This is a genomic window from Candidatus Aalborgicola defluviihabitans (genome assembly GCF_016705985.1).
GTDB classification, from domain to species: domain Bacteria; phylum Pseudomonadota; class Gammaproteobacteria; order Burkholderiales; family Burkholderiaceae_C; genus Allorhodoferax; species Allorhodoferax defluviihabitans.
In genome coordinates this window covers 36,397-60,229 of record NZ_JADJKN010000008.1, presented here as the reverse complement: position 1 = coordinate 60,229, position 23,833 = coordinate 36,397, and the positions used below count along the sequence as shown (strand labels likewise).

At 58.0% G+C, this 23,833-nt stretch carries 22 protein-coding genes and 1 pseudogene; 10 read left to right on the top strand and 13 right to left on the bottom strand.

Going from position 1 to position 23,833, the window contains the following annotated elements; genetic code table 11:
• Nucleotides 1–67 precede the first annotated feature (67 nt).
• Nucleotides 68–601 carry an Lrp/AsnC family transcriptional regulator gene (locus IPI80_RS10685; RefSeq protein ID WP_413859868.1) on the bottom strand — a complete coding sequence of 178 codons (534 nt, stop codon included), beginning with the start codon at nucleotides 599–601 and terminating at the stop codon, nucleotides 68–70.
• A gap of 108 nt (nucleotides 602–709) precedes the next feature.
• On the opposite strand from IPI80_RS10685, the gene hppD reads away from it, so the two are divergent.
• From hppD to IPI80_RS10665, 4 genes are read left to right on the top strand one after another with little or no spacing between them, the layout of a single operon-like run.
• A complete protein-coding gene (hppD, locus tag IPI80_RS10680) occupies nucleotides 710–1,792 on the top strand; it encodes a 4-hydroxyphenylpyruvate dioxygenase (RefSeq protein ID WP_413859866.1) in 1,083 nt (360 codons plus the stop codon).
• Between the two features lie 2 nt (nucleotides 1,793–1,794).
• Entirely contained in the window at nucleotides 1,795–2,115 is a 321-nt protein-coding gene (locus IPI80_RS10675) for a 4a-hydroxytetrahydrobiopterin dehydratase (RefSeq protein WP_413859864.1), read from the top strand.
• Between the two features lie 12 nt (nucleotides 2,116–2,127).
• Nucleotides 2,128–3,021 (top strand): phenylalanine 4-monooxygenase, encoded by an 894-nt coding sequence (gene phhA / locus IPI80_RS10670; protein ID WP_413859862.1) that lies wholly within the window; start codon nucleotides 2,128–2,130, stop codon nucleotides 3,019–3,021.
• 56 nt (nucleotides 3,022–3,077) lie between these two features.
• The gene (locus tag IPI80_RS10665; RefSeq protein WP_413859860.1) at nucleotides 3,078–4,832 is read left to right on the top strand and encodes a thiamine pyrophosphate-binding protein; all 1,755 of its coding nucleotides are present in this window, start codon (nucleotides 3,078–3,080) and stop codon (nucleotides 4,830–4,832) included.
• Nucleotides 4,833–4,928: 96 nt separating this feature from the next.
• Here IPI80_RS10665 and IPI80_RS10660 read toward each other — a convergent pair whose 3' ends face one another.
• The 11 genes and pseudogenes from IPI80_RS10660 to IPI80_RS10610 all read right to left on the bottom strand — a co-directional run bounded on the left by IPI80_RS10660 (nucleotide 4,929) and on the right by IPI80_RS10610 (nucleotide 16,165).
• Nucleotides 4,929–6,260, bottom strand: a complete 1,332-nt coding sequence (locus tag IPI80_RS10660; protein WP_413860407.1) for a 4Fe-4S binding protein — start codon at nucleotides 6,258–6,260, stop codon at nucleotides 4,929–4,931.
• Nucleotides 6,261–6,351: 91 nt separating this feature from the next.
• Nucleotides 6,352–7,161 carry an FTR1 family iron permease gene (locus tag IPI80_RS10655; protein ID WP_413859858.1) on the bottom strand — a complete coding sequence of 270 codons (810 nt, stop codon included), beginning with the start codon at nucleotides 7,159–7,161 and terminating at the stop codon, nucleotides 6,352–6,354.
• A 15-nt stretch (nucleotides 7,162–7,176) separates the two neighbouring features.
• Nucleotides 7,177–7,524: a cupredoxin domain-containing protein gene (locus IPI80_RS10650; protein WP_413859856.1), complete on the bottom strand. Its 348-nt coding sequence runs from the start codon at nucleotides 7,522–7,524 to the stop codon at nucleotides 7,177–7,179.
• 8 nt (nucleotides 7,525–7,532) lie between these two features.
• The gene (locus IPI80_RS10645) at nucleotides 7,533–9,080 is read right to left on the bottom strand and encodes a carbohydrate porin (protein ID WP_413859854.1); all 1,548 of its coding nucleotides are present in this window, start codon (nucleotides 9,078–9,080) and stop codon (nucleotides 7,533–7,535) included.
• A gap of 3 nt (nucleotides 9,081–9,083) precedes the next feature.
• Nucleotides 9,084–9,641: pseudogene (locus IPI80_RS10640) on the bottom strand (iron transporter).
• Between the two features lie 127 nt (nucleotides 9,642–9,768).
• On the bottom strand, nucleotides 9,769–11,388 hold the full coding sequence (locus IPI80_RS10635) for an ABC transporter substrate-binding protein (protein WP_413859852.1): 1,620 nt from the start codon (nucleotides 11,386–11,388) through the stop codon (nucleotides 9,769–9,771).
• Nucleotides 11,389–11,520: 132 nt separating this feature from the next.
• A complete protein-coding gene (locus IPI80_RS10630; RefSeq protein WP_413859850.1) occupies nucleotides 11,521–12,555 on the bottom strand; it encodes a dipeptide ABC transporter ATP-binding protein in 1,035 nt (344 codons plus the stop codon).
• Entirely contained in the window at nucleotides 12,552–13,550 is a 999-nt protein-coding gene (locus tag IPI80_RS10625; protein WP_413859848.1) for an ABC transporter ATP-binding protein, read from the bottom strand. Before IPI80_RS10625 ends, IPI80_RS10630 begins: the two co-directional genes overlap by 4 nt.
• 43 nt (nucleotides 13,551–13,593) lie before the next feature.
• Nucleotides 13,594–14,496: an ABC transporter permease subunit gene (locus tag IPI80_RS10620; protein ID WP_413859846.1), complete on the bottom strand. Its 903-nt coding sequence runs from the start codon at nucleotides 14,494–14,496 to the stop codon at nucleotides 13,594–13,596.
• Entirely contained in the window at nucleotides 14,493–15,503 is a 1,011-nt protein-coding gene (locus tag IPI80_RS10615; protein WP_413859844.1) for an ABC transporter permease subunit, read from the bottom strand. Before IPI80_RS10615 ends, IPI80_RS10620 begins: the two co-directional genes overlap by 4 nt.
• A gap of 212 nt (nucleotides 15,504–15,715) precedes the next feature.
• On the bottom strand, nucleotides 15,716–16,165 hold the full coding sequence (locus IPI80_RS10610; RefSeq protein WP_413859842.1) for an SWIB/MDM2 domain-containing protein: 450 nt from the start codon (nucleotides 16,163–16,165) through the stop codon (nucleotides 15,716–15,718).
• A gap of 176 nt (nucleotides 16,166–16,341) precedes the next feature.
• On the opposite strand from IPI80_RS10610, the gene rraA reads away from it, so the two are divergent.
• Entirely contained in the window at nucleotides 16,342–16,863 is a 522-nt protein-coding gene (rraA, locus tag IPI80_RS10605) for a ribonuclease E activity regulator RraA (RefSeq protein WP_413859840.1), read from the top strand.
• On the opposite strand, the gene IPI80_RS10600 is transcribed toward rraA, so the two are convergent.
• A complete protein-coding gene (locus IPI80_RS10600) occupies nucleotides 16,860–17,822 on the bottom strand; it encodes a DMT family transporter (RefSeq protein ID WP_413859838.1) in 963 nt (320 codons plus the stop codon). The two genes, rraA and IPI80_RS10600, sit on opposite strands and share 4 nt — an antisense overlap.
• Nucleotides 17,823–18,078: 256 nt before the next feature.
• On the opposite strand from IPI80_RS10600, the gene IPI80_RS10595 reads away from it, so the two are divergent.
• From IPI80_RS10595 to aceA, 5 genes are all read left to right on the top strand, one after another.
• Nucleotides 18,079–19,239 (top strand): extracellular solute-binding protein, encoded by a 1,161-nt coding sequence (locus IPI80_RS10595; RefSeq protein WP_413859836.1) that lies wholly within the window; start codon nucleotides 18,079–18,081, stop codon nucleotides 19,237–19,239.
• Nucleotides 19,240–19,328: 89 nt separating this feature from the next.
• Nucleotides 19,329–20,429, top strand: a complete 1,101-nt coding sequence (locus IPI80_RS10590) for an ABC transporter ATP-binding protein (RefSeq protein WP_413859834.1) — start codon at nucleotides 19,329–19,331, stop codon at nucleotides 20,427–20,429.
• Nucleotides 20,430–20,440: 11 nt separating this feature from the next.
• The gene (locus IPI80_RS10585) at nucleotides 20,441–21,364 is read left to right on the top strand and encodes an ABC transporter permease (RefSeq protein ID WP_413859833.1); all 924 of its coding nucleotides are present in this window, start codon (nucleotides 20,441–20,443) and stop codon (nucleotides 21,362–21,364) included.
• A gap of 10 nt (nucleotides 21,365–21,374) precedes the next feature.
• Nucleotides 21,375–22,226, top strand: coding sequence for an ABC transporter permease (locus tag IPI80_RS10580; RefSeq protein ID WP_413859832.1), 852 nt, complete (start codon nucleotides 21,375–21,377; stop codon nucleotides 22,224–22,226).
• Between the two features lie 234 nt (nucleotides 22,227–22,460).
• Nucleotides 22,461–23,777, top strand: a complete 1,317-nt coding sequence (gene aceA, locus IPI80_RS10575) for an isocitrate lyase (RefSeq protein ID WP_413859830.1) — start codon at nucleotides 22,461–22,463, stop codon at nucleotides 23,775–23,777.
• Nucleotides 23,778–23,833: the final 56 nt, after the last annotated feature.

Sequence of the window (23,833 nt, the reverse complement as noted above, 5' to 3'; positions counted from 1 at the left end):
AATTGTCCTATAGCCCTCTTGCAATATACATAGCATGCTATCGAAAAAATAGTATTGGCTGAAATGACTACCCTGCAATCCGTACCTTGCGAGCCATGCCATCGCCCCGGCCAATGTGGCCCAGCGGCAGTTCGGTGCTGGACTTGATGCAGTTCAGCACGATGTTGGAGCGGATATTGGCCACGCCCTTGATGCGCATGAGTTTCTTCAGCACCGAGTCCGACAGCACGGTCAGGTCAGCCGCCACGATTTGCAGGATGTAGTCCGATTCACCGGCCACCGAGTAGCAATCCAGCACCTCGGGGATGACCGCAATTTCGCGCTCAAAGGCCAATCCCTCGTCGCCGCCGTGGCGGCTTAACGTGACGTAGCTCATGGCGCGCACACCCAGGCCCAGCGCAGCAGGATCCAACAGGGCGACATAACGGCGGATGATGCCGCTGGTTTCTAGCCGCTGGATGCGCCGGCTCACCTGCGAGGCCGAGAGGTGAATCTGCTCGCCGACTTGCTGGTTGGTGGCGTGGGCATCCTTTTGCAGTGCAGCAAGCAAGCTGATATCGAACTTGTCTAGCAGCAAATCGTCATATTTTTCTTGATTCATGCATAAATTATGCATATGTTTGGCGTTAAATGGCGCAAGTTGCGTACACCGTGCGCGCAGTCTTGACCACAATCAAGTATTCACAACAACGACTTTAGGAGCAACGCAATGGCCGATTTGTTTGACAACCCGATGGGACTGATGGGATTTGAATTTGTGGAGTTCGCATCCCCCACGCCGGGCGTTCTGGAGCCGGTGCTGGAACAGATGGGTTTCGTGCGCGTAGCGCGCCACCGCTCCAAAGATGTGGATCTGTACCGCCAGGGCGATATCAACTTCATCATCAACCGCGAACCCAAAAGCAACGCAGCCTACTTTGCCGCCGAACACGGCCCCGGCGCCTGCAGCATGGCGTTTCGCGTGAAAGACTCGCACAAGGCCTATACCCGTGCCCTGGAATTGGGCGCACAGCCCGTGGATATTCCTACCGGCCCCATGGAACTGCGCTTGCCCGCCATCAAGGGCATTGGCGGCGCGCCGCTGTATTTGATTGACCGTTTTGAAGAAGGCAAGAGCATTTACGACATCGACTTTGACTTCATCGAAGGCGTGGACCGCCATCCGGTTGGGCATGGCTTCAAGATCATTGACCACCTGACGCACAACGTCTACCGTGGTCGCATGGCTTTTTGGGGCAGTTTCTATGAGCGCATCTTCAACTTCCGCGAAATCCGCTACTTCGACATCAAGGGCGAATACACCGGCCTGACCTCGCGCGCCATGAGCGCGCCGGACGGCATGATCCGCATCCCCCTGAACGAAGAAGCCAAGGGCAGCGGTGGCCAGATTGAAGAGTTTTTGATGCAGTACAACGGCGAAGGCATCCAGCACATTGCGCTGCTGTCCGACAACCTGTTCGATTCGCTGGACAAACTGCGAGCTGCTGGCGTGCCCTTGATGACAGCGCCACCCGAAACCTACTACGAAATGCTCGAAGGCCGTCTGCCCAACCATGGCGAAGACGTGAACGCGCTGCAGACGCGTGGCATTTTGCTGGATGGTACGACCAAGTCCGGAGAGCGCCGCCTGTTGTTGCAAATCTTCTCGCAGACGCTGATGGGTCCGGTCTTTTTTGAGTTCATCCAGCGCAAGGGCGATGAAGGTTTTGGCGAAGGCAACTTCAAGGCCCTGTTCGAGTCCATGGAGCGCGACCAGTTGCGCCGAGGGGTCATTGAAGGCGTGGCGGCTTAACCATGCGCAAACTTGAAGCCACCGAATTGGCCGCATTGGCGGCCGAGTTTCCGCAATGGCAGGTGGACACCCATATCGGGACCCTGAGTCGCAACTTTGTATTTGGTGATTTCATGCAGGCCTTTGCCTTCATGACCCATGTCGCCATTGCATCGGAAAAGCACAACCACCACCCCGAGTGGAGCAACGTGTACAACCAGGTGGCCATCACCTGGACGACGCACGACGTACGTGGCCTGAGCACCAACGACATCGATATGGCCCGCCTGTGCGAGCAGGCCTTCGCTGGCAATGTGGCAGGCGCTGTCGCTACTGCAGCCTGAAGGAGCCGGACCATGGACGTTAACGTAGCTGAAAAAGTCAAACACGGGCTAGCCGCTGGTGCCACCGCAGCCCCCCAGCGCCCGGACTGGACAATGGACCAGGGCTGGGAAAACTACACACCCGCGCAACACGCGGTTTGGAAGACGCTGTACGAGCGCCAGACCAAGCTCTTACCGGGCTTGGCCTGTGACGACTTTGTGGCCGGCATGAACCACCTGCCCATGTCGGCCGAGCGCATTCCGAATTTTGAGGAACTCTCCGAAACCCTGATGAAAGCCACCGGCTGGCAGGTGGTGGCGGTGCCAGGCCTCGTGCCCGACGACGTGTTCTTCGACCACCTGGCCAACCGGCGCTTTCCGTCGGGCAATTTCATCCGGGGTGCCCATGAGTTGGATTACCTGGAAGAGCCCGACGTGTTCCACGACGTGTTTGGCCACGTGCCCATGCTCATGCACCCGGTTATGGCCGACTTTATCCAGGCCTATGGCCAGGGCGGCCTGCGTGCCCAACGCTTAAGCAAGCTCACCGAACTGGCCCGCGTGTACTGGTACACGGTGGAGTTTGGTCTGGTGCGCCAGAAAGAGGGCTTGCGCATTTACGGCGCGGGCATAGCGTCTTCGTATTCCGAAAGCGTATTTTCGATCCAAAGCGATTCGCCCAACCGCATTGGGTTTGACCTGGAGCGGGTTATGCGCACTAATTACCGCATTGACGACTTTCAAGAGGTCTACTTTGTGCTGGACCATTTGGACGATTTGTTGGCTCTGGCGCAGACTGACTTTGCGCCGGTGTACGAACGCCTGGGCCATGGTCCGCACTACCAACCGGGCGATGTGTTGCCTGCCGATACGGTACTGCACCAAGGCACCGGTAGTTACCACTTGGCGCGCCCACGCAAGAGCTGACCGGCTATTGGCGCATGGTGATTTGGGGTTGTTTGTCTTGACGCACAATATGCGCCATGACCGTTCTACCACCCCCTCAAATCGCCGGCCACCTGCTGGTGCAATGTCTCATCGAACAGGGTGTAACCCACGCCTTTGGTGTGCCTGGCGAGAGTTTTTTGGCCGTACTCGACGGCTTTCACCGCTACCAGTCCCAGATCCAGTTTGTGGTTAACCGACAAGAGGGCGGTGCCGCATTCATGGCCGAGGCGCATGGCAAACTGACCGGGCGACCCGGCGTGTGCATTGTGACGCGCGGTCCCGGTGCCACCAACGCCTCCATCGGCATCCACACGGCGTTTCAGGATTCCACACCCATGGTGATGTTGGTGGGCGACGTGGCCAGCGACACCCGCGACCGCGAGGCCTTCCAGGAGCTGGACTACCGCGTGTTCTTTGGCGCCAGCACCCAGGGCATGGCCAAACGTGTAGAGCGCATTGATGACGCCAGCCGCATCCCCGAGTACATTGCTCGCGCCTTTGCCACGGCCATGAATGGCCGCCCAGGGCCGGTGGTGCTGGTACTGCCAGAAGATATGCTGGTGCAGACCCTGACGCCCAACCCGGCAACGGGCCTGCTGCCCCAGCCGCTGCCCCGCGTGGAGCCGTCTGATGCCTGGGTTGGCCCGCAGGCCATGGAAAAACTACGTGAGCTGCTATTGAAAGCAGAGCGCCCCATGGTCATCGCGGGCGGTGGCGGCTGGACGCCGCAGGCCGCACAGGCCCTGCAGCGGTTTGCACAGGCCTGGAAACTGCCAGTGGGCAATGCCTTCCGGTTTCAGGACACCTTTGACAACCACCACCCGCAGTACGCTGGTGACGTGGGCATTGGCATCAACCCAGCACTGGCCAAGCGCCTCAAGGACAGCGACCTGATTCTGGCCATCGGCCCACGCCTGGGCGAGATGACCACCGGCGGCTACACCGTGCTGCAGGCACCCAAGGCGGCGCAGACGCTGGTGCACATTCACGCCAGTGCCGAAGAGCTCAACCGCGTCTACCAGGCCGATCTGGCCATTAACGCCAGCATGCGCACTGCGGCGCACGCACTAGAGACCATGGCCGCTCCGGCAAGCCTACCGTGGGAGGCCTGGACGATGGCTTGCAACGCCGATTACGTGGCGAACCTGCAGGCCACGCCTATCCAGGACCTGCCTGCGGATACCGAGCGCGGCTTGGTGGACATGCACAGCGTCATTGCCACCGTGCAAAAGCATCTGCCACTGGACGCAGTGCTAACCAACGGCGCCGGTAACTTTGCCAGTTGGCTGCACCGCTTTTACCGCTACAGCGGCCTGGCTGGCGGCCACAAGACCCAACTGGCACCTACCAACGGCGCCATGGGCTACGGCGTGCCGGCGGGTATTGCAGCGGCAGTTACGACCAAACGGGTGGTGTTCACCATTGCTGGCGATGGAGATTTCCTGATGAATGGGCAGGAGCTGGCCACCGCCGTACAGCACGGCGCCAAGACCATCATCCTGCTACTGAACAATGGCATGTTTGGCACCATCCGCATGCACCAGGAGCGTGAGTACCCCACACACGTACAGGGCGCTGGAACGGCCTTGAACAACCCCGACTTTGCGGCTTTGGCACGCGCCTACGGCTATGCCGGTGTGCGCATCCAGCGCAGTGACCAGTTTGAAGCCGAACTGCTGGCAGCCCTGGCGCGGCCACAGGGCACATTGATTGAGGTGATGCTGGAGCCCGAGCTCATCAGTACCCGGGGCAGCCTGAACACCATCACGCAGACGGCGCTCAAGCGCTAGTGCGTTGTCATATTGCTATTACTTTGGTAGCTGCTTGTGTAGATTCGACGAGGGCTAGAGGCCAATTTTGCACATAGTTATTTGGCAAATGGCACCTTAACGGACAAACAAAATCTGGGCCCACACGCCTACCACCAAGGCCAGTGTCAGCCACGCCAGCAAGCACGCGGCTACCGACCGCAGCGTGCGGCGCGTCAGGCACAGCCGTGCCAGCAGGTAGGCCGAGAATCCCGCGCCCGCACACAGCAGCACCGCACGCACAGCCGGCACCCAGGTCAGGTCCACACCCTCGGCCTTGAGGTGGCCCAGGGTCAACATGGACAGGCCCAGAAACACACCGGCACCGCCTATGGGCACCAAACCCAGCGCCAGCTTTTGCCAGGGCAGGGCGGGGTTGTTCAGCAGACGCGCCGCCAGCCAGATTCCAGCCCAAACAACCAGTCCCAGGGCTGCACCGCCGCCCAGAATCCAGGCCAGAATGCACAGGCCATCCAGCCAGGTGAAAATGTCCTGGGCCTGTGGGTAGTGGGTGAGCAGCCACCAGGGCGCGTTGTCCTGCAGCAAGACCATCCAGTCATGGTCAATCAGCCACTCCGCCACGGTGGTTTTAAACCACACAAAGCGAGGGCTGGCCGACCAAGTGAATGCGGCGGTCGCAATGCCAATCACACCCACGATCAGGGTTATGGCCTCACCGGTATTGGCGGCCGCCGGGCGAGTGTTCAAGATCTCGTGCGCGGGTGAACGCAGCGCCAGGGCCACCGCGTCGTTCTCGCCAGCGCAGCGCCCACAGGCGTGGCAGCTGGATGCGCTTTGCATGTGGCCAATATTGATGAGTGGCGCGCAGTTGACAGCATGACGACGTTCGGTGGATTGGCCCATTTGCTGCAGCCAACGCGCTTCGTCCACGCCAAAATGCACGGGGGCAATCTTGGCCAGCAAGCCAAAGACGCCATTGGCCGGACACAGGTAGCGGCACCAAACCCGGCTGCCTTTGCCGTAGACCAAACCCACCGCCACGGCGGCCACGGTGGAGCCACCAAGTACCAGCAACGCAGCCTGCGGGTATTCGTAAACACTGACCAGCTGGCCGTACACCGTGGTGCCGACAAAGGCGACAAAGGGCCAGCCGCCCCAGCGCATCCAGCGCGGAATGGCACGACCCAGGCCATGGCGGCTGGCCAGTTCGGTCAAGGAACCTTCAGGGCAAAACACGCCGCACCACACGCGCCCCAGCAGCATGGTGCTGAGCATGACAAAAGGCCACCAAATGCCCCAGAACAGGAACTGGGCAAACAGCCGCAAGTTGGTCAAAATGTGTGCGTCTTGGTCGGGCAGCGGCATCATCGCCGGCACCACCAACAGCCCAAAATAAAACAGCACCACCACCCACTGAATACCCTGAATAAGGCGTTGGTGCCGGCGCATGGCCAGGCCCAAACGGGCGAGCAGGCCCTCCCGCTGCTCTGGTAGTGCGGGCGCCGCTGCCGATGCCGTTGTTACCGGGTAGATGGGGATGCTACGCATGTTGGCGGGCCGGGCGCATGGCGCGCAGCATGAACAGCCAGTAGGCGGCGTACACCACCACCAGCATGAGCGACGGGTGGGCCCGGTAGCCAACCAGTGCCGCCACGATAGAGCCCAGCCGACCGCTGTCGTCCAGCAGCCCGGCGCTGTTCCACAAGGGGTCCATCAGCGCGGGTAGCAGGCCGGCACCGATCAAGCGGTCGATGGCGCTGACCAGCAACGCACCCGCAAAGAACAGCAGCATCCAGCCACTCATGGCAAAAAAGCGCCGGTAGTCTAAAAAGCGCAGTCCCCGGCCCAGTATCCAGGCGGTGAACGCGGCCAGGGCAAAGCCCAGCATGGCGCCCATGAATACATTGGCCGAGTTGCCCGGCTCCAGACTCACGCCATAGAGAAACACGGCCGTCTCGGCGCCTTCCCGGGCAATGGCCAGCGCGGCCACGGTGGCAATGCCGATCAGACCCGAGCGTTGCATGGCCACTTGCAGGCTTTGGTGCAGGTTTTTGCGCATGCCTGCGCCGTGGCGGCGCATCCACAACACCATCTGCACAATCAAGCCCGACGCCACCAACAGCATTGCCACCTGGAAGTATTCCAGCGCAGTGCCCGAGAGTTCGTCCTGTGCCGCCACCATGGCCCAACCCAGCAGGCCGGCCAGCCCCAGGCCGCACAACACGCCCAATCCCAGCGCGCGCAGGCCGGCTGCTCCAGCGCTGTTGAACTTGAGCCAGGCGTGCAGAATGCCGACCACCAGCATGGCTTCCACGCTTTCCCGCCAGACGATAAAAATTGTGCTACCCATGGTTGTGCTCCCGGTTTACTTGGCCACCATCTGGCCTTGGGCGGTTTCGGGATGAAAGTCGCCAAAGAACTTGTAGGTACCGGGTTTGAGAGGCTGAAAGATCAGGAAGCTGGTGACACCCGGTGCCAACACCTTTTCTTTGCGCAGTTCCACGCTTTCAAATTCTTCGGCGCCAGGGCCTTCGTTTTTGATCACCAAGCGGAACTTGGTGTTGGCCGGAACCTCCAGAATGGCGGGCACAAAGTGCCCATTGCGGATCACAAGGTTGACGGTCGGCATGTCCTGTGCCTGTGCTGGCAAACTGTTCAGCAGCATGGCACTGAGTATTGCCAGTAAAGCGTTTGAAAAACGGTTGGTACGCATATGACCTCCTAAAAAGTGAATTGCGAGCGCAGGCTGAAAATGCGCACACCGGGTGCGCCAGCGTCGCCACCGGCGTTGCCGATGAACTGCAGACTGGGCGTCAGCTCAAACTGTTTGGCCACGCGCCAGCGGTAATACAGCTCGGCCACGTTCTCCGACTCGTTGAGTGTCTGCGGGTCAGTGGGGTCGGTTAGCTTGTAGTTGCGGTAGGCATCGCTGGTGCGCAACCAACCCAGCCCCAAGCCCAAGCTGTCGCCGCCGCGGTTCCAGTACGAGCCATTGGCCTCCAAGCCCAAGGTGAGCGTCCGGTCGAATTTGACCCGGCCCGTTGTTTGCTGACCCCAGCGGGCGAACAGCGTCATGCCATCACCCACGCGCTGGTCCATGGACAGGCCCCAGCCACTGTGGTGCTCGGGCGCAGTCAGGCTGGTGTCGGCCAACGGCAAATCAAAAGCAAAGGGAACGGCTTGTGGATTACTCCATGCGTATGCGCGGTAGTTACCCAGCAGGCCACCAAAAAAGCGCCTGGCCGTTTCCGCTTGCAGCATTACCAGCGGAGCGCCCAGGCTGCCTTGGTAGTTGGCGCCTTTTTCGCCGGCACCGAACAGGCCCAGTGAGACACGCCAGTTCTCCAGCTTGTCGCTTGTATCCAGTAGCGAAAAGCGCAGGCCCGGTGCAAAGCCGTTGGCATCGACCCCGATATCGCCACCTGCATCCAGCAAGGGGTTGTGCACGAATGCCGAGTTGAGGAACTGGCGGGTTTCATCCCCAGCCACGGCGTTTTGGTCAAAGAACACAAACGGGTCCATCTTGCCAACGGTAATTTCCAGTTTTTGTTTGGATGCGGGTTTAAAGCCGCCCAAGGGCAATGGAATACTGGCCTGGTACCAGGCTTGGGCCAACAAGGCGACGGAGTTTTCGGCGCCTAGGCCGAGTTGGAATGCAGTGGCCAATGGATTAGAAAACCCCGATGGCAAGCCGCCCAAGCCAGAGCCCTGACCCAGGCGCAACTGGGTGAACAAGGATTGCTCTATGTCGCCAATTGGCTCCAGAGGTAACGACACAAAGGCATCGGTGCGGTAACCGAGCTGGCCGTCTTCGGCATTGGGAGCCAGTGACTTTTGCGCCACCATGCTTAGGCTTAAACCGCCTTTGATGTCGTTCAGCGCAGCGAGTTTGCCGACCGGGCCAGATAGTTCCTGGGTTTTGACCTCCACGGCCTTGAGCCGTGCGCTTAAATCGGGCTCCATTTCACTAATCGTATCGCTATCCAGGCTGGTGACAAGCAACGACTGCTGTTGCTCCAAAGCCGTCAGGCGTTGTTCTACAGCGCTTGCGGCAGTTGTTGCTGCCTTGGCTGTCACAGCCTTGGCGCGGGCGGCGACCAGTTCATGCTGCAAGTCGGCATTGGCTTGCTCCAGCTTTTGTACGCGCTGGTTGAGTTGTTCCAGCAGTTTGGCCAGTTGGACGTTCGTGGCTGCACTGGCGGTACCCGCAGCGCCCAGACTCAATGCAGTGGCTATCACCACGGTTTTCAAAAGAAAAGGGCAACGCATGGCTCAGTAACCTCCCTTTTTGCCAATGCCGACAAAGCTAAAGTCGTATTCGACGTCAAAAGGCTTGAACCAGGGACGCACGCCGGTCAGGCGGTCGGTGTGGCGGCCAAAGTGGGCGTGCTTGTTTTCGCTGGGCGGCAAGATGGTGTACTTGACGTGGTATTTTCCTGGGCCAAAGAGCTTGATGTTGTCGCCATAGTGGGGGCCGTCGTTGGCCACCATGGGCATGAACTCACCCTCCACCTTTTGTGTGGTTCCGGTTTTGGTCACCTCAAACTTGCCCATCAGGTAGGGCACCCAGGCACCTTCTTCGAAGCCGTTGGGGTTGCCGGCCAGGGCTTTGATGTCGGCCTAAATGTGAATGTCAGATTCTTCCGCCTTGCGCATCATGCCGTCGGGCTCCATGACGACCGGTTGCAGGTAAACCGCAGCGATCTCCATGCCAAATCGCTGCTGCGGCGTGCCGATGGGGTATTCGAGGGCTTGGGCAGCCATTGCACTGGCTAGGAGGCCAAATGCTGCAACGGTTTTGCATATGGGTTTGCGGACGAAAGTGGGCATTATTTTTTTCCTTAATAAGAATTATTATCAAATGTAAATGATAGGCGTTCTCATTGCAACAAAATAATGAGCAAAAAAAAGGCCGGTGCGAACCGGCCTTAAAACCTTTTGAGAAACCCGTTGATGCTTACTTCATATCCACGCCATAGAAGGTGTGGCGGCCGAAGGGGCTGAGTTTGAAATCAACCACTTCCTTGCGAATGGGCTTGAGCTGCACCGCGTGGGCGATGGTGAACCAGGGAGCCTGTTCCTTGAAGATGACCTGGGCCTGTTCGTAGAGTTTGGTGCGCTCGGCAACGTTGGACACCACTTTGGCTTTTTGCACCAAGTCCTCAAACGGCTGGTAGCAGAACTTGGCCACGTTGGAGCCATTTGTCTTGGCAGAGTCGCAACCGAGCAAGGTGCTGAGAAAGTTGTCTGGGTCCCCGTTGTCGCCGGTCCAACCCATCATGCCCATCTGGTGTTCGCCGTTTTGCATGCGCTTGCGGTACTCGCCCCACTCAAAGCTCTTGATCTCAGCCTTGACGCCAATCTTGGCCAAGTCGGCTTGCATCAGCTCGGCAATGCGCTTGGCATTGGGGTTGTAGGGGCGCTGCACGGGCATGGCCCACAGATCAGTAGTGAAGCCGTTGGGGTAGCCAGCGGCAGCCAGTGCCTTCTTGGCAGCTACTGGATCAAAAGGATCGTCCTTGATGGACTTGTTGTACGACCACTGGGTGGGTGGAATCGGATTGATGGCAGGAATACCGGTGGAGAGGTACACCGCCGAGACGATGGCCTTCTTGTCGATGGCCATGTTAATGGCTTTACGCACGCGCACGTCGTCAAACGGCTTCTTGGTAGTGTTGTAGGCCAGGTAGCCAATGTTCAAGCCAGGTTGCTCCAGGATCTGGATGTTGGCGTCCTTGTGCATCGCATCGAGGTCAGCCGGGTTGGGGTAGGGCATGACATGGCATTCGCCCTTTTGCAGTTTGGCCCAGCGTACCGATGCATCAGGCGTAATCGAGAAGATAAGGTCGTCGATCTTGGCCTTGCCTTTCCAATATTGGGGGAAGGCTTTATAACGGATGATGGCGTCTTTTTGGTACTGCACCAGCATGAAGGGGCCGGTGCCCAGGGGTTCCTGATCGATCTTCTCGGGGGTGCCGGCCTTCAGCATGGCAATGGCGTATTCCTTGGACTGAATGCCGGCGAACTGCATGGCCAGGTTGGAGAGGAAGGGAGCCTCTGGCTTCTTCAGGGTAATTTTGACGGTGTAGTCATCGATCTTCTCGATGGACTTGAGCAGTTTGGGCATGCCCATGTCGTTGAAGTAAGAATGGTTGGAGCTGGTGACCTTGAAGTAGGGGTCGCTCTCGTTCCACTGGCGTTCGATAGAAAACAGAAAGTCATCGGCGTTGAAATCGCGCGAGGGCTTGAAGTTTTTGTTGGAATGCCATTTCACGCCCTTGCGCAGGTTGAATGTGTATTCCAAACCGTCTTTGGAAATGCTCCACTTTTCTGCCAGACCCGGCTCGACCTGGGTACCGCCGCGTTCGAACTTGACGATGTTGTCGTAGATTTGTTCGGTGGCATCAAACGAAGTGCCGGTGGTGTTAATGCTGGGGGCAAAGTTCTCGGGGCTGCCTTCAGAACAGTACACCAGCGTCTTGGCAGCCGCGGGAGTCAGGGCCAGCAGGGCAGGCAGTGCAATGGCGCATAGCGCTGCGATTTTGGTCGGACGCAGGCGCGCGTGGGAAAGGGACATCAAAAACACTCCAAAAAAATGAAGGGGCGTCGGGTGCCCCTCTCACTACATGAGAATCCGGCTTGTGGCCGAATCACCGAACGGACATATTACGCGAAGCAAACGTGTTTTGTATTGGGGTTCTTACCCGGGTTATTGACCTTTTGTAGAAGGTGCTGACAGGCGTTCCGCTTCAAAACAGGCTACTTTGCGGCCGTGCAGTTCTTCCAGTTGTGGACGCTCCCGACGGCACTGGTCCGTGGCGTACGGACAGCGCATAGAAAACACGCAGCCCACTGGCGGGTTGAGTGGAGACGGCAGCTCGCCCTTGAGCACCGTACGCTGGCGCGCTGGGCCGCTACCGGCCAGTCCGGGCGTGGAGCCGAGCAGGGCCTGTGTGTAGGGGTGCAAGGGGCGGGTGAAAATGACGTTCTTTTCGCCATGCTCCACGGTATGGCCCAGGTACATGACCAGCACGTCATGGGCAATGTGACGCACCACGCCCAAGTCGTGTGAAATGAACAAGTAGGCCAACCCCAAGCCGCGCTGCAGGTCGGCCAGCAGGTTCAATACCTGGGCCTGGATGGAAACGTCCAGTGCCGAAACAGGCTCGTCAGCCACAACCAGCGCGGGGTTGAGCATCAGCGCCCGCGCAATGGCAATGCGCTGGCGCTGACCGCCGGAGAACATGTGGGGGTAGCGGTCGTAATGTTCGGGGCGCAACCCAACCAGTGCCAGCATGGAGCGGGCCTTTTCCGCGCGTTGGTTGGCGTTAAGGTCGGTGTTGATCTCCAGCGGTGCTTCCAGAATCTGGCCGATGCGCTTGCGTGGGTTGAGTGAGCCATAGGGGTTCTGAAACACCAGTTGCACTTTCTGGCGCAGGGCACGTTTGTCGTGTGCCGAGGCATTCATCACATCGATGCCGCCCAATTGAAGACTGCCTGCAGAGGGGGACTCGATCAGCGCGACCATACGGGCCAGAGTGGACTTGCCACAGCCCGATTCGCCCACAATAGCCAGTGTTTTGCCGGCCTGCACAGAAAACGAAACACCGCTGACGGCTTGCAGTTGATCGGGCTTGCGCAACATCCCTTTTTTGATGGTGTAGACCTGGCGCAGGTTGTCCGCACGAACAACGGTCGTGCCGGGTGCAGCGGGCGGGGTCGTGGTGGTGGCGGCTTGACTCATGCGGATACCTCTGGGGTGGAGGTCTGGTGGTGGGTCACTCCCAAGGGAAAGTGGCAGCGCACAGTGCCGTCTTTCCAACCACGCAGTGCGGGGCGTTTTTGACACTCGATGTCATCGACATAGCTGCAGCGCGGGGCAAACAGGCAGCCTGTGGGCCGGTCAAACAGGCCCGGCACCATGCCGGGAATGGTGGCCAGGCGCGAATGTCCGTCGTTGCGCTCAGGCAGGGCGGCCATCAGGGCTTCGGTGTAGGGGTGTTGCGGTTGCGTGAACAGGGTGTCGGAGCCTCGCTCTTCCATGATCTGGCCGGCGTACATAACAGCCACGCGCTCGGCCATTTCACTGACCACGCCCATGTTGTGGGTGATCAGCACCAGAGCCATACCCCGGTCCTTTTGCAGGCTGCGCAGCAGGTCCAGAATCTGGGCCTGGATGGTTACGTCCAGCGCGGTGGTGGGCTCGTCGGCGATCAGCAGCTTGGGGTTGCAGGCAATGGCCATGGCAATCATCACGCGCTGGCTCATGCCGCCGGAGAGTTGGTGCGGGTAGGCGCTCAAGCGGCTCTCAGGCGCGGGGATACCTACCTGTTCCAGCAATTCGATCGAACGCTTGCGAGCCGCGGCCTTGTTCAAACCCATGTGCAATTTGAGTGTCTCGGCCATCTGAAAGCCCACGGTGAAGCAGGGATTCAGGCTGGTGGTGGGGTCCTGAAAAATCATGGACAGATCTTTGCCCGTGAGTTGGCGGCGCTCCCGGGCAGAAAGCGTGAGCAGATCGTTTCCGTCAAAGCGCAGTTTGTCTGCCTTGACGCGTCCGGGGTAGGCGACCAGTCCCATCAGGGCCATCATGGTGACGCTTTTGCCTGAGCCGGATTCGCCCACGATGCCTAGCACCTCGCCGGTGTCAATCGACAGGCTCACGCCATCAACTGCGTGCATGGTGGCGTTGTGCGATGGAAATTCCACCGACAGGTTTTCAATTTCTAGCAAGGCCATAGTGTTCTGCTGTCGTATGGTTTAGCTATTGATTAGCTGGTGTTTAGCGCTTTAGCTTGGGGTCCAGCGCATCGCGCAGGCCGTCGCCCAGAAGGTTGAATGCCAGGACCGTGATGAGAATGGCCAGCCCCGGAAAGGTTACGACCCACCAGGCGCGCAGGACGAATTCACGAGCGTCGGCCAGCATGGTGCCCCACTCGGGTGACGGCGGTTGTGCACCCAGACCTAAAAAACCCAAGGCGGCTGCATCCAGTATTGCGGAAGAAATACCCAGTGACGCCTGTACGATCAACGGGGCGGTGCAGTTGGGCAGCACCTCGCTGAACATGATGCGCCAGTGGCCTGCACCGCCCATGCGTGCTGCGGTGACATAGTCACGTGAGGTTTCCGCAATGACTGCTGCCCGCGTGATGCGTACGTAATGCGGCAGCACCACAATGGCCACTGCCAGCATGGCGTTCATCAGGCCCGGCCCAAGAATGGCAACGATGACGATGGCCAGCAACAGGCTGGGCAATGTCAGGATGATGTCCATCAAGCGCATCACGGCAATTTCAAACACACCGCGGAAGTAACCGGCCAAGAGGCCTAACACCGTACCAATGACCACCGAAATGGCGACCACGGCAACGCCGATGGTCAATGACAGACGTGCACCGTGGATCAGACGTGAGAGGATGTCGCGCCCGATGGCGTCGGTGCCCAACCAGTGTGCACTGGAGCCACCTGCCTGCCAAGCGGGCGGGACCAGCGATACGGTGGTGTCGGTCAAGTCCGGGTTGTAGGGGGCGATGACGGGCGCAAATGCAGCCAGCAGCAGGACCGTGATCACGATGAACAGACCCAACACGGCGCCACGGCTGGCGCTGAAGTAGCGCCAAAAGTCTTTCAGCGGGTGCAACGGCGCCGCTGAGGTGGGCGATTCGATGGCGGTGGTACTGCTCATTTCTGGTGCCTGATGCGCGGGTTGATGATTCCATAGGCCAGGTCCACCAGCAGGTTGACAGCCATGACCACGGCGCCCAGCAGTAGCATGCCGCCCTGCAAGACCGGGTAATCTCGCCGGCTTATCGCTTCAATCAGCCACTTGCCAACGCCGGGCCAGGAAAAAATGGTTTCGGTCAGTATGGCGCCAGTGAATAGCACGCCCACTTGCAGGCCGATGACAGTGATTACCGGGATCAGCGCATTGCGCAGGGCGTGTATGGCCACGATGCGAAAGCCCGACAGCCCTTTGGCCCGCGCGGTGCGGATGTAGTCTTCACCCAGCACCTCCAACATGGCCGAGCGGGTCATGCGCGCAATCACCGCCAACGGGTTGGTGCCTAAAACAATCATGGGAAGAATCAAGTGGGAGGCCGCCGACCAGAAGGCGCCGGTGTCATGTGCCAGCAACGTGTCGATCAGCAGGAACCCCGTCACCGGTTCGATGAAGTACTGCACGGCAATACGGCCGGATACCGGCGTCAGGTCGAGTTGCACCGAGAACAGCAGAATGAGCAACAGGCCCCACCAGAAGATAGGCATGGAGTAGCCAGTGAGCGAAACCCCCATGACCCCGTGGTCCAGTATCGAATTGCGTTTGACTGCGGCGATGATTCCTGCCGGAATACCGATGATCAGTGCAAACAGAATCGCGCATACGGCCAACTCAATGGTGGCCGGAAACAGTGAACTGAACTCACTGAGTACCGGGGCTTGCGTGATGATGGATTTGCCCAGATCACCATGCAGAACCTTGCCAATGTAGATGCCGTATTGCACCAAAACGGGCTTGTCCAGGCCATATTCTGTGAGCAGTGCGGCATGGCGGGCGGCATCAATACCACGCTCGCCGGCCAACGTTTCAATGGGGTCGCCAGGAACCAGGCGGATAAGAAAAAACGCCAACAGCGTCATGCCGAAAAAGGTCGGAATGATCAGGCTCAAGCGCGTGAACAAAAAGCGCAGCATGGGTTGGTTGGGTGGGGATGTTGAACTGAAGAATTGCACCGTACTGGCGCAAAAGGCCCCGCATTCTAACGCCGCAAAATCACCAGAATTTGCTTGCGAAACAGGGGTTTCTACTTAGTTGAGGGGATTCAACCGAGCGTCGTTCAACACCGCGATTTGCATAAAAAAAGGCCGAACGCGTCGGCCTTTTTGGAAAATGGCAAATGAGCCGATTATTTGAGGTGCTTGCCGATCAGGCCAGCCATCTCGAACATGGACACTTGCATCTTGCCGAATACTTCCTTCAGCTTGGCGTCCGCATTGATCATGCGCTTGTTGACGGCGTCTTGCAGTTTGTGCTTCTTGATGTAAATCCACAGTTGCTTCACCACTTCGGTGCGGGGCAGTGGGCTGTTGCCGACGATGGAAGCCAATGCCGCGCTGGGCGTCAGTGCCTTCATGAAAGCAGCGTTGACGGTGCGCTTCTTGGCGGGAGCCTTTTTCGCAGCGACTTTTTTTGCAGGAGCGGCCTTCTTTGCAGGAGCGGCCTTCTTTGCAGGTGCCTTGGCGGCTACCTTTTTCGCGGGAGCTGCAGCCTTTTTCGCGGGAGCAGCCTTCTTTGCCGGTGCAGCTGCCTTTGCAGGTGCTGCTTTTTTTGCCGGAGCTTTCTTTGCAGTTGCCATGATTGATTGTCCTTCTTGAAGTTGATTAATCACCAGTAAAAAACTGCTTCTTCGCTGGTACCCGGATGCTACTGGAGAAAAAGCCCCCTATCCAGCGAAAAAATGGTTTTTTCATAGGGAAATGTTGTTTTTTCCATTGGAGAATAGGCACATTCATGGAAAAGGAGTGACAAGCGATGGCCCAAGAGTTTGCAAGCTGTGATTTGTGTGATGCCCACAAAAGTGATTTCAGTGGGGACTTTCGGGTGTTACCCCCGGTGTTTCGGGACTTCGGTGGGGTTAAAAAATTTGCGGGCCCGGTGGTCACTGTCAGGTGTTTTGAGGACAACACGTTGGTGAAGGCTGCGGTGGATTCCGTTGGGTACATCGAAACCGCCGAAGGTCGCGTGGCCAAAGTCCTGGTGGTCGATGGCGGCGCCTCTTTGCGCAAAGCGCTGCTGGGCGGAAACCTGGGGGCCGCCGCAGCCCGCAATGGTTGGGCTGGTGTGGTGATCGATGGTTGTGTGCGTGACACGGCTGAGCTGGCACAGCAGGTCGTGGGCATTCGCGCTCTGGCAGCCATACCAATGCCCACGGAGAAGCGCAACCAGGGGCAGGCCGATGTGGCCGTACAAATACAGGGCGTGTGGGTGCGGCCTGGTGATTGGCTCTATGCAGACGAGGATGGCATCGTGGTTTCCGACAAAGCGCTGGTTTAAGGCGCTGGCGGAGTGGTCTTGCCACTAGGCAGGGTGGCAAGCAGCACACCGGCCAGGGCGATGGCAAAGGCCAACAACTGCAGGCCACCCAGGCTTTCACCCAGAGCCAAGACGCCTACCAGCGCGGCTGAGACGGGCAGCATGACGGTAAAGACCCCGGCACGGGCAGCGGGGATCGATTTCAAGCCCGTCATCCACAACCACACGGTCCAGACACTGGCCGCTAGCGCGTAGAACAACAACAACGCCCATGAGCCGAGCGTGACTGCGGAAAAGTCAAACTTCCACGCCGCATATAACCCCATGGGTGTCATCAGCACAAAGCCCCACAGGTTAATGAGCGCGGTAATGCGTTTGGGAGACAGTGCGCCGGTCAGTTTCTTGCCGATAACGGCATAGGCGGCCTCGCACAGCACGGCCACAAAAATCAGCAGATTGCCCAGCAGTGGATTGCTAAGAGCCGAATGGGTCTCTAGCCCTCCAGAAGACTGCGTAGGAAGCTCACTTTTTGATAGCGCAATCAAACCGATGCCGAGTGCGCTACAGGCTACCGCGCCCCAGGTGCGCAGTCCGATGTGCTCTTTGAGGAAGGCCCAGCTCATGAGGGCCACAGCCGCAGGGATGGACGCCATGATGACGCCAGCCGACACAGCGCTGGTCATGCTCACGCCAAACAGCATGGCGATAGAAAACAAAAAATTGCCGAGGAAAGATTCCAAAAACATCAACCGCTTGGTGGACGGCGTCATGGCAGGTTCATTTGCGGGGCGCTTGAGCCAGTGTGCAATGGCCAATCCGCCAATACCAAACCGCAACCAGGCCAGCAGGAATACCCCCAGTGCAGCCACCAGTGGCTTGGACAGTGCCACATAGCTGCCCACCAGCGACATGCTCAGAGCCAAAAAGCAATAGGCCAGCCAGCGGTTGGTGGGGGAGTTTTGTGTGATGGGCTGGGTCATTAGCCACGCATCATGCCAGAGCACAATGGCTTGCCGCTGTGGGACAGCGATGCGTCTTTTATAGTGAACAGCCTGGGCTTTTGATTACGCGCTGGCAGAGCGGCACCCGACCGACCAGTTTGAATAGAATACCCGGGAAATTCAACGGTGCGTCGTTACGGGCCCGGATATTTTCTCGCTCGCGGAATTCGCTAATGCCAGTCTTGGGCAAGTGTCTCGTCGGTTTTGTTACCTGGTATCTGGAATGTCAAACAACATGAAAAAACTCGCATTGGTTCTGGCTGCTTCGGCGGCCATGCTGGCCGCCTGCGGCAAGAAAGAGGAACCCGTGGTAGCGGCACCCGCGCCTGCACCAGTAGCCGCCGCGCCGGCCGCTGCGGTGAATACCGAAGAAAAGGTGCTCAATATTTACAACTGGCCCGACTACATCCCTGAAGGAATGGTTGCGGCCTTCGAGAAGGAATCGGGCATCAAGGTCAACTACGACACCTTCGAGACCAACGAAGCGCTGCAAGCCAAACTGGTTGCCGGCAACACGGGCTACGACATCGTGGTTCCCGGGACGGTATTTGCCAAGTCACAAATTGAAGGCGGCTTGCTGCAGCCACTGGACAAAGCCAGGATCAAGAACCTCGCCAACCTGGACCCCGCATTGATGGCCACCATGACCAAGGCCGACCCGGGCAACAAGTACCTATTGCCGTGGGGGTGGAGCTTCACTACCGTAGGCATCAACAAGACCAAGGTTGAGAAAGCTCTGGCAGGCATGCCCCTGCCTGAAAACGCCTGGGATCTGGTTTTCGACCCCCAGTACACAGCCAAGCTGAAATCCTGCGGTATTGCCTTTTTGGACTCGCCGACCGAAATTTTGCCTGCTGCCCTGCACTACATTGGCAAAGACGCTTATTCAAACAACGTGGAAGACTACAAGGCCGCTGCCGCCATGTTGGCCAAAGTGCGCAAAGACGTGCGCATGTTCAGCTCCACCATGATTGATGACATTGCCGGTGGCAAAGCTTGCGCAGCCATCGGTTGGGGTGGCGACATCAACATCGCAGCGGGGCGTGCAAAAGAGAATGGCTCCAAAGACGTGATTGAGGCATTGCTGCCAAGCACTGGCGCATTGATTTTCATTGACTCGATCGCGCTGACCAAGGACGCCAAGCACCCTAACAATGCGTATGCGTTCATTGATTTCTACCTGCGACCCGAGAACGCCGCCAGAATGGCCAACGAAATGACCTACAACACCGGCAACAAGAATGCCATGGACGAGGTAAAACCTGAAATCGCCAGCAACAAGACCATCTTCGTGGATCCTGATTACATGGCCAAGATGGTGCCGCCCAGCAGTTTCACCAGTGAGGCCCGAGCAGCGTTGGCCAACGCTTACAACGCCTTCAAAAAGGGCAAGTAAGCCCGGAAGGTGATGACCCCCATGGGTTGTTTGTACACCGTGTATCAACAGCCCTTTTTGCTGGCCCAGTTTTTAACGGGAATCTTTTGATGAGCGCACACGCGGATAACGCCGGATACCTGGTGACCGAAAAACTGGTCAAACGCTTTGACGAGGCGCTGGCGGTGGACGAGGTATCGCTTTCCATCCGGCAGGGCGAAATTTTTGCCCTGTTGGGTAGCTCGGGTTGTGGCAAGTCAACTTTGCTGCGTATGTTGGCGGGTTTTGAGGCGCCCACCTCGGGGCGCATTTTGCTGGGCGGGCAGGATATAGCCAAGTTTCCACCCTACAAGCGCCCGATCAACATGATGTTCCAGAGTTATGCCTTGTTTCCCCATTTGGACATTTGGGAGAACGTGGCCTTTGGTTTGAAGCGCGAAGGTTTGCCCAAGGACGAAATCCGCCAACGTGTTGGCGAGATGCTGGATTTGGTGCAACTGGGCGCCTATGCCAAGCGCAAGCCCCACCAGTTGTCGGGTGGACAACAGCAGCGCGTAGCGTTGGCGCGTAGCCTGGCCAAGCGGCCCAAGTTGCTGCTGCTGGACGAACCCCTGGGTGCGCTGGACAAGAAACTGCGTGAACAGACGCAGTTTGAGCTGGTAAACATCATCGAAAAGGTGGGTGTGACCTGTGTGATGGTGACGCACGACCAGGAAGAGGCCATGACGATGGCCAGCCGCATTGCCGTTATGAGCAAGGGGCGGGTGTTGCAGGTGGGTACGCCCGAAGAGGTGTATGAACACCCTGCCAACCGTTTTGTGGCGGACTTCATTGGCAACGTTAATATTTTCGAAGGCCGTTTGAGCGTGGATGAGCACGACCATTGCGCCGCAGTGACGGGCATTGGCGAGATTCGGGTTGGCCATGGTGTGAGCGGCACGCTGAATATGCCGGTGGGTATTGCCGTGCGCCCGGAAAAAATCCAAATTAGCAAAGTGCGTCCGAACGTGGCTGCGAACCTGTTCACGGGCAAGGTCAAGGAAATCGCGTACTTTGGCTCGTACAACAGCTTCATCGTGTTGGCTACCGACGGCTCCCGGGTGAAGATCACTGAGGCCAACACTTCGCACCAGGAACTCAGCAACATCACTTGGGAAGATGATGTGTACTTCTGGTGGGGCGACCGCTCGGCCGTTGTGTTGCGCGGTTAACGTACAACGCCATGACCCAACTGTCCATTCCCATACCCGGGCGCCGTTTTGTCATTGCGGTGCCCTATGCCTGGCTGGTGCTGTTTTTTTTGTTGCCCTTTCTCATCCTGCTCTACATCAGCTTCGTGGACATGGCGGGCGACATACATCCCTTTAAACCTATCTGGGACAGCTCCACTGGCCTGCTCAAGCTGAAGTACGAAAACTACGGTTCCATTTTCCGCAGTTCCGAAGACGGTTTGTTGTTTCAAACCATCTACATTGAAGCGTATTTGCGTTCCATCTGGTATGCGCTGTGTACCGCTGTGCTGTGCCTGGTGATTGGATACCCCTTTGCCTATTTCATTGCCCGTTCGTCGCCCAGCGCACGGCCGGCGTTGCTCATGATGGTGATGCTGCCGTTCTGGACCTCGTTTCTGCTGCGGGTCTATGCGTGGAAGGGCATCCTGGCCGACCAGGGTGTGGTCAACCAGATGCTGATGTTTGTCGGTTTGACCAGTGAACCCATCCAGATGCTCTATACCAACGTCTCCATGCTGGTTGGCATGACCTATGTGTACCTGCCTTTCATGGTGCTGCCGCTGTATGCCAACCTGGTCAAGTTGAATGTACGTCTGCTGGAGGCCGCCTATGACCTGGGCACCACGCCGTTCAAGGCATTCTGGTTGGTGACGGTTCCCCTGTCCAAGGCCGGCATTGTGGCCGGCTTCATGCTGGTATTCATTCCTGCAGTGGGGGAGTTCGTGATTCCTTCATTGCTGGGCGGGCCCGAGAACATCATGATTGGCCGCGTGGTCTGGGATGAGATGTTCACCAGCAACAACTGGCCCCGGGCAACTGCGCTGGCGGTGGTGATGATTGCACTCATAATCGTGCCTCTGGCGGTTTACTACCACTACACCGGTGACGACCAGGACGCGTCCGGCAAGGCATGAGGCTGTGGCAATGAAAATCTGGCTTGAAACGCATTTTGGCAAAGGCTGGATGGCCTTGGTGTACCTGTTCCTGTACCTGCCGTTGATATTCATGGTGGTGTTTTCGTTCAACAGCACCCGTCAAGACGCCAACTTCACAGGTTTTTCTCTGCGCTGGTACGAGGCGCTGATGCGCGACACCAAGATCGTCGACGGCTTTTGGCTATCCGTTCAGGTGGCTACGGTTACGGGGGTGCTGTCCGCCGTGCTCGGCACCTTTGCTGCCTTCGTGCTGGTGCGTTACCGGCGTTTCCTGGGGCGCACCGTGTTTTCCGGCATGGTGAATGCACCGCTGGTCATGCCGGAAGTGGTGATCGGTCTGTCTTTGCTGCTGCTCATGGTGGGGGCGCAAAACCTGTTCGGTTGGCCGGAGCGCGGCAAGTTGACCATCATCATGGGGCATACGCTGCTGGGCATGGCCTATGGCATGGTGGTGGTGCAGTCGCGCCTGCTGGAGGTGGACCGCGCGTTGGAAGAGGCGGCCATGGACCTTGGAGCCAAACCGCACGAAGTGTTTTTTCTGGTAACCCTGCCCAACATTGCGCAAGGCATTTTGGCGGCTTTTTTGCTTTCATTCACTTTGTCGTTTGACGATGTGGTGATTTCAGAGTTCTTGTCGGGCCCGGGTGTCAGCACCCTGCCGCAGGTCATCTTTGGTTATGCGCGCCGCGGCATCAACCCCACCATCTATGCGGCAGCCACTCTGTTGATCTCCACGGTGACCGTGGCCATCATTAGCTACAGCGTGTGGGTAGCGCGTAAGACCCGTAGACGGGAACGTGAAATTTCCGCTGCTGCCCGGATAGAGAGTGCACCACGCTGATTTCGGTGATGCAAATCAGCCTAGACTGGCAACTTGGCTCTCACAAGGAAAGAGACGATTTCATTTTGTGAAATAGCACTTCTAAGTCATTGATTCAGTTGAGAAAATATTTATGTCTTATATAAGACATAAGATACAAATTTGGTCTTATATAAGACTAGAATAGAGCCAGCTTGAATGAAATGTGAAGCTCCTTCAAGCGCCGAATTTTCTTAACTAAGACGGAGTGATTCCATGACTAACCAGACCCGCGAACAACAAATTGCTGCCCTTGAAAAAGACTGGGCCACCAATCCCCGTTGGAAAGGTGTCAAGCGCGGCTATTCAGCAGCCGACGTCGTTCGTCTGCGCGGTAGCGTGAACATCGAGCACACGCTTGCCAAGCGTGGTGCAGAAAAGTTGTGGGACAAAGTCAACGGCGGTGCCAAGAAGGGCTATGTCAACGCATTCGGCGCCATCTCAGCGGGCCAGGCCATGCAGCAAGCCAAGGCAGGCCTTGAAGCCGTGTACCTGTCGGGCTGGCAAGTTGCCGCTGACGGCAACACCTCCGAGACCATGTACCCAGACCAGTCGCTGTACGCATACGATTCCGTGCCCACCATGGTGCGCCGTATCAACAACACATTCAAGCGTGCGGATGAAATCCAGTGGGGTCGTGGCGTCAATCCCGGTGACAAGGAATATATCGACTTCTTCCTGCCTATCGTTGCTGACGCAGAAGCCGGTTTCGGCGGTGTGTTGAACGCCTTCGAACTGATGAAGAACATGATTGCATCCGGCGCTGCTGGCGTGCACTTTGAAGACCAATTGGCTGCTGTGAAGAAATGCGGCCACATGGGCGGCAAGGTTCTGGTTCCGACCCGTGAAGCGATTGAGAAGCTGATCTCTGCGCGTTTCGCAGCAGATACCATGGGTGTATCTACCCTGATCCTGGCCCGTACCGATGCCGAAGCCGCTAACCTGATCACCAGCGACTACGACGCCAACGACAAGCCTTTCATCACCGGCGAGCGCACCCAAGAAGGCTTCTACCGCGTCAAGAACGGTCTGGAGCAGTCCATCAGCCGTGGCGTGGCTTACGCTCCTTACGCCGACTTGGTGTGGTGCGAAACTGGCGTGCCAGACATCGGCTTTGCCCGCGAATTCGCACAAGCCGTGTTGGCCGCTTGCCCAGGCAAGCTGTTGTCATACAACTGCTCACCTTCTTTCAACTGGAAGAAGAATCTCAACGACAAGCAGATCGCGTCTTTCCAGGACGACCTGTCCGCGTTGGGCTACAAGTACCAGTTCATCACTTTGGCCGGTATCCACATCAACTGGTTCAACACCTTCCAGTTTGCCCATGCATACGCTCAAGGCGAAGGCATGAAGCACTACACCGAAATGGTGCAAGAGCCAGAATTTGCAGCACGCGACAAGGGTTACACCTTTGTGTCGCACCAGCAAGAAGTGGGTGTGGGCTACTTTGACGACGTAACCACCGTAATCCAAGGTGGCACTTCCTCTGTGAAGGCCCTGACCGGCTCTACAGAAGAAGAGCAGTTCCACTAAGCAGCTAGCGAGGCCGGCAGAGCGTAAAATCGGTCTCTTTCGGCTTCCCGTTTCAA